The sequence below is a fragment of the Aestuariivirga sp. genome, assembly GCF_044239095.1.
Classification (GTDB): Bacteria; Pseudomonadota; Alphaproteobacteria; order Rhizobiales; family Aestuariivirgaceae; genus Aestuariivirga.
Genome location: NZ_JBIICB010000320.1, coordinates 1 through 4580, shown reverse-complemented (window position 1 = coordinate 4580; position 4580 = coordinate 1). Strand labels below are relative to the sequence as shown.

Here is a 4580-nt window from a genome sequence, read left to right as displayed (position 1 = left end):
TGCGGCCACCAGCGCAACGACCAGAAAGATGATAGCCCAGTGTAAGAGGTTCGAGAAGTTCATGTCCGAATTCTCCTGAAGTGAACGGTGTTGAAGCGATCGCATAAATCAGTGGCATGCAGTGATCTTTTGGTTGCGCTGCGTCAGCACTCGGAAACCTGAGCATGCGTTCCGGCCAGGCGGAATAACCTCGCCGCTCAGCGCCGGCGCGCCATGGATCGGCCCATCAAATAGCCCGCCGCAGCAAACAAACCGACTGCGATCACGCCACCTGGCATGTCGCGGTTTGCTGCCGCGGTTGTGAGCTGATCGACTGCCGTGGACAAGGGCAGCGCCTCCGGTGAAGGGTGAGCCTTATTCTGCACCCTGATTGTCAGGAAACCAACCAGTCCCAGAATGGCATAGGCTGCCGCCAGAACCATCGAGGCGGCGACGGCTCCCCAGATCGACATGATGTACAGGAAGCAGGCGGCGGTCAGGAAACCCAGGGCCGTGAACAGGAAGACTGCCAGAACAGCATAGGCTGCAACGCCGCGGGCGGTGCGGCGCACAGCCTCGTGGATGCTCTTCTTCGCAACCGCCAGTCCACCGAGCATCAGAAGCGGGTTCATTTTCAGCGACGGCTCATGATACCAACTGCAAAGCCGATCCCCAGCGCGACGAGCACGGCCGTAATCGGATTGCGAGCAATCTGGGATTCGATCTGGGCCGTGGCGATATGCGCCGTTTCGGCGGCATCCCGCCCCAGAGCAGCGGCGTCCTGGTAGATCTGTTCGCCCGCGGCACTGGCGCCGCGAGCCGCGCGGCTGGTCGACTCGCGGATCTGCGATCGGGTGCTTGCAGCGCCCTCGGATGCAAGACGTGCGACTGTCTCTGATAAGGCTGCGATATCGGTGCGGAGCTGATCGAGGCTCTGGCCGATATGTGTTCCGGCTGCGCTCAAGTCCCTGTCGGTCGCGTTGCTTGTCATGTTGTGTTCTCCACTGTTCTGAACGAATGGCGTATTCCAAGTGCCAGCTGACGCCGGACTTCCAAACACGATGCCGGTAAGTACGATCACCCTCCGTCAGCGCAGATGGAGAGGATGCGGAACGTCAGAAGCGGGCCCGTTTCACCACTTTTGGGCGCTATACCAGGCATCAACCTCCTTGCGGATCTGATCCTTGGCAAAACCATAACGCTCCTGGAGTTTGCCCTCGAGTTGCTCGCGGCGGCCGTTGATCACATCAAGGTCGTCGTCGGTCAGCTTTCCCCATTTCTCCTTCACGGTTCCCTTGACTTGCTTCCAGCTACCTTCGACGCGGTTCCAGTCCATCGATCTCTCCATCAGGGCGCCATGGATGACTTGCCTGAACCGGCGCCCAATCCTAAGTTCAATGCAGGCTGCGGCACGCCGCCCGCTCAAAGACAGTCAGTCAGTTCTTAACGTGCTGGCGACCAAGTGATGCCAGCCGCCGAATGGCGAATTCAGATCCGGCCGAGCAGCACCAGAACAAGGACGATGAGCAGCAGAAGGCCAACGGCGCCGTTCAAGCCGTGGCCGAAGCCATAGCCGGGGCCACCACGAAATCCACTAAAGCCACCCAGCAAGAAGATGACCAGAATGATCAATAGAATGGTGCCTATCGACATCGATCTGGGCTCCTGGTTCAGTTTATACCAGCGGCACGTCAATGACATGTAGCGCGCTGTTTTCCCGGTGTGCCTTGATATCTATCAATTCGAATATAAATTCCGTAGCGTAGTGTCTGCCGCGGATCCGTCATCCCGGGCAGCGGGGTGTTGCGGCATCGCTGAATTTGCGGCGTTTCTGCTAGGATCGAGTGCAGGGTAAGGATAACATTGCTTCCAGATTATTCCGAGGCAGACGATGACACGCCTTCATATTCAAACAGAAAGACATCTTGTGTCGCGCATCGGCTGGTTGCGTGCGGCCGTGCTGGGTGCAAATGACGGGATCGTCTCGACGGCGAGCTTGATCGTTGGTGTGGCGGCCGCGTCGGCAAGCAGCTCAGAGGTGCTTGTTGCGGGCGTCGCTGGATTGGTTGCCGGAGCCATGTCCATGGCAGCTGGCGAGTATGTGTCCGTGAGTTCCCAATCCGACACAGAGCAGGCAGACCTGGCGCGTGAGCGTGCTGAACTGGTTGACCAGCCTGAAGTCGAACGCGAAGAACTGGCGCAGATCTACATCCAGCGTGGTGTATCGGCGGAACTGGCGCGTCAGGTCGCTGATCAGCTCATGGCGAAAGACGCATTGGGTACGCACGCACGCGATGAACTTGGAATTTCCGAAGTGACGGCGGCACGCCCGATCCAGGCGGCGCTCACCTCCGCTGCAACCTTTGCTATCGGTGCCGCCATGCCGCTCGCCATAGTGCTGCTGATGCCGTCAACTTACTTGGTGATGGGCGTTTCGATTGCCTCTCTTCTGTTCCTCGCACTTCTTGGCGCAGTCGGCGCAAGGACTGGCGGCGCAAATGTCTGGAAGGCGACCTTTCGTGTGACATTCTGGGGGGCGCTGGCAATGGGCCTGACAGCGGTCATCGGAGCGCTGTTTGGCACCGTGATATGACGCGCGCAAACTCAATTTTCTGAGCATGGTCTTGCCGCAGAAATGCCTTTCACTTTTGGCGATCATGCTCTGACGGCAGCCCGAGGATCGCTTCCACACCAACCCGCTGCAGCCAGCGTGCCGATCCCGTGCCTTACGTCCATCGTCGTCATGCGTTGCACGCCTTGGGCATCGTTCCTTCTGAGCGTTCTGGTGGCGTAGCTCAGGCAAGTCCATTCGAGCGCTTCAACGGGAGAGCATCGGCATCAACTGCCGTCGCCACGAAGGGCGTCCATGGCATGGACAGCACTTGGACGAAATTTCCCCGTACTCAGTTCCAGCGCATCATGCCGCGCCCCATGCCCATTCCCATGCTTGGCAGGACAATTTCGTCGGCGGTCTTTTTCTGGTCAACGTCCAGCAGGGCATAGAGCTTGTCGACAGCAGCCCTCACGGCTTTGATCTGCTCGAGCCGGGCTTCCATGTGTGTTTGTTGAACTGTGAGGCGTTCGGGAAGGGGCTGTTTGAGGAAGTCGCCGCTGCGCACGTCCTTCATCATTTCCCTCATCAGCGCATTGTGGGTTTCAGCGGTATCGTGGATTACCTTGGCAAGCTCATCCCATGCCACAGTCTGCGCGCCGGTGATCTTGAGTTCGGTCTTCATATAGGCAAGACGCCCGTCAATCCGGTCCAGCATGGCGTCGGGGCCATAGCCCATCATCGGGCCTCCCCATCCCCAGCCATCCATCATTCCCCGTCCCATGTCCCAGCGGGGCCACCAGCCGTTGTCATCGCTGTCGGCCATGGCAGGAGCGGAAAGCCCTGCGGCCAGCACGCCGGCAACAACCATCATCCTTGTTCGCGTAAAGATCATTTTCTAGCCTCCTCATCTCAGAAATTGTCATGTCGACTGGCGCATTCGTGCTCTGCCGCAGGAGCAAGTTGCTTTGATGCGCATGAAGCAGCGGGGTAAGGCCCCGTCTTGGATGCAGATCATCCGATCTCTGACATGGGCTGCATTGATGCAGATCAGAACTTCGCCACAAAATTTTGTGGTAGGAGTCCACAAAGTTGAAGGCATCTGCCGCGACGCCGCATCCGGCTGCGCCATCACAGGGTCTGGCGCCGGCCGAGGCACATGCGTGGCTTGCTTACCAGTCTATATAATATGCATGTTCATGCATATGTCTATAAGCGAAACCGTGCTCATACGGTTTGTTGATGCGCCGTTTCATCCTCGCATGTTCGAGGCCGTCATCGGCATTCGGCTGCGTGGGCTCCCCGGCCCAAGGTCCGCAGTTGCGTTCGCTTTGGCAAGGTGACGAGGGCAGAAAGAGCCAGGCCTCCCCGGGACTACGAAGCCTCGCAATGGAATTGAGAGCCTGCCGTCAGTCCGTCGAAGACGGCGTCGAGTGCGGCGTGGGCGGCGGCGAGGCGGTCTCCGTCATTGTCTTCGGCTTCGGCAAGCCACATCACCTGCGCCATGACGACGCCGTTCAGGGCATGCGCCACGGCCTCGGGGTCGATCGTGCGGATGCGGCCTTCAGCAACGAGGCCACGCAGGTCGCTCACCATCGGGCCGAAACCTGACGCCATGAGGATTTCGAAGGTGCGTGTGCCGAGCACGGCGGGCGCATCCCGGAACAGGATGCGCCGGCGGTCCGGTCGCAGGGCGAGGTCGAGATAGGCGTGGAAGCAGCTGCGCAGGGCCTTCCAGCGGTCTTTCTCGGCCTCGTAGAGGCGGTCGAGTTCCTGGGCGATCTCGGCATCCACGGCGCGCAGCACCGCTTCGAACAGGCCGGACTTGTTGGTGAAGTGGTGATGCAGCGCGCCGCGCGTGACGCCCGTCTCGGCAGCCAGCGCATCGAGCGAGACCCGCGCGAATCCCCTCTCAGCGAAGGCGCGGCGGGCGGTGGCGACAAGCCGCGCCGCCGTCTGTTCGGCTGCCTCGGCACGGGTGGCACGTTGGATGGTTGACATACGGTCCGTATGTTAGTATCGGGTTAAACATACGGACGGTATGTTAAAA

At 59.8% G+C, this 4580-nt stretch carries 7 protein-coding genes; 1 reads left to right on the top strand and 6 read right to left on the bottom strand.

Translation table 11 applies throughout. The annotated features are described in order from the left end of the window. Positions 1-197: 197 nt before the first annotated feature. The 4 genes from ACILRA_RS20225 to ACILRA_RS20210 all read right to left on the bottom strand — a co-directional run bounded on the left by ACILRA_RS20225 (position 198) and on the right by ACILRA_RS20210 (position 1632). Positions 198-611 carry a phage holin family protein gene (locus ACILRA_RS20225; protein WP_395663857.1) on the bottom strand — a complete coding sequence of 138 codons (414 nt, stop codon included), beginning with the start codon at positions 609-611 and terminating at the stop codon, positions 198-200. A 2-nt stretch (positions 612-613) separates the two neighbouring features. Then, a complete protein-coding gene (locus ACILRA_RS20220) occupies positions 614-970 on the bottom strand; it encodes a hypothetical protein (RefSeq protein WP_395663856.1) in 357 nt (118 codons plus the stop codon). A 141-nt stretch (positions 971-1111) separates the two neighbouring features. After that, on the bottom strand, positions 1112-1315 hold the full coding sequence (locus tag ACILRA_RS20215) for a CsbD family protein (RefSeq protein WP_395663855.1): 204 nt from the start codon (positions 1313-1315) through the stop codon (positions 1112-1114). Positions 1316-1467: 152 nt separating this feature from the next. After that, positions 1468-1632, bottom strand: coding sequence for a DUF3309 family protein (locus tag ACILRA_RS20210; protein ID WP_395663854.1), 165 nt, complete (start codon positions 1630-1632; stop codon positions 1468-1470). A 238-nt stretch (positions 1633-1870) separates the two neighbouring features. On the opposite strand from ACILRA_RS20210, the gene ACILRA_RS20205 reads away from it, so the two are divergent. Next, positions 1871-2572, top strand: coding sequence for a VIT family protein (locus tag ACILRA_RS20205; RefSeq protein ID WP_395663853.1), 702 nt, complete (start codon positions 1871-1873; stop codon positions 2570-2572). Positions 2573-2882: 310 nt separating this feature from the next. Here ACILRA_RS20205 and ACILRA_RS20200 read toward each other — a convergent pair whose 3' ends face one another. Both ACILRA_RS20200 and ACILRA_RS20195 read right to left on the bottom strand, forming a co-directional pair. Next, complete coding sequence (locus ACILRA_RS20200; RefSeq protein WP_395663852.1) at positions 2883-3356, bottom strand: Spy/CpxP family protein refolding chaperone; 474 nt, start codon at positions 3354-3356, stop codon at positions 2883-2885. Positions 3357-3904: 548 nt separating this feature from the next. Then, on the bottom strand, positions 3905-4531 hold the full coding sequence (locus ACILRA_RS20195) for a TetR/AcrR family transcriptional regulator (protein ID WP_395663851.1): 627 nt from the start codon (positions 4529-4531) through the stop codon (positions 3905-3907). Positions 4532-4580 lie beyond the last annotated feature (49 nt).

Excerpts from the sequence above, each read along its gene's own strand:
- ACILRA_RS20225 (WP_395663857.1), bottom strand. The coding sequence starts at position 611 with ATGAACCCGCTTCTGATGCTCGGTGGACTGGCGGTTGCGAAGAAGAGC.
- ACILRA_RS20210 (WP_395663854.1), bottom strand. The coding sequence starts at position 1,632 with ATGTCGATAGGCACCATTCTATTGATCATTCTGGTCATCTTCTTGCTG.
- ACILRA_RS20195 (WP_395663851.1), bottom strand. The coding sequence starts at position 4,531 with ATGTCAACCATCCAACGTGCCACCCGTGCCGAGGCAGCCGAACAGACG.
- ACILRA_RS20200 (WP_395663852.1), bottom strand. The coding sequence starts at position 3,356 with ATGGCCGACAGCGATGACAACGGCTGGTGGCCCCGCTGGGACATGGGA.
- ACILRA_RS20205 (WP_395663853.1), top strand. The coding sequence starts at position 1,871 with ATGACACGCCTTCATATTCAAACAGAAAGACATCTTGTGTCGCGCATC.
- ACILRA_RS20215 (WP_395663855.1), bottom strand. The coding sequence starts at position 1,315 with ATGGACTGGAACCGCGTCGAAGGTAGCTGGAAGCAAGTCAAGGGAACC.
- ACILRA_RS20220 (WP_395663856.1), bottom strand. The coding sequence starts at position 970 with ATGACAAGCAACGCGACCGACAGGGACTTGAGCGCAGCCGGAACACAT.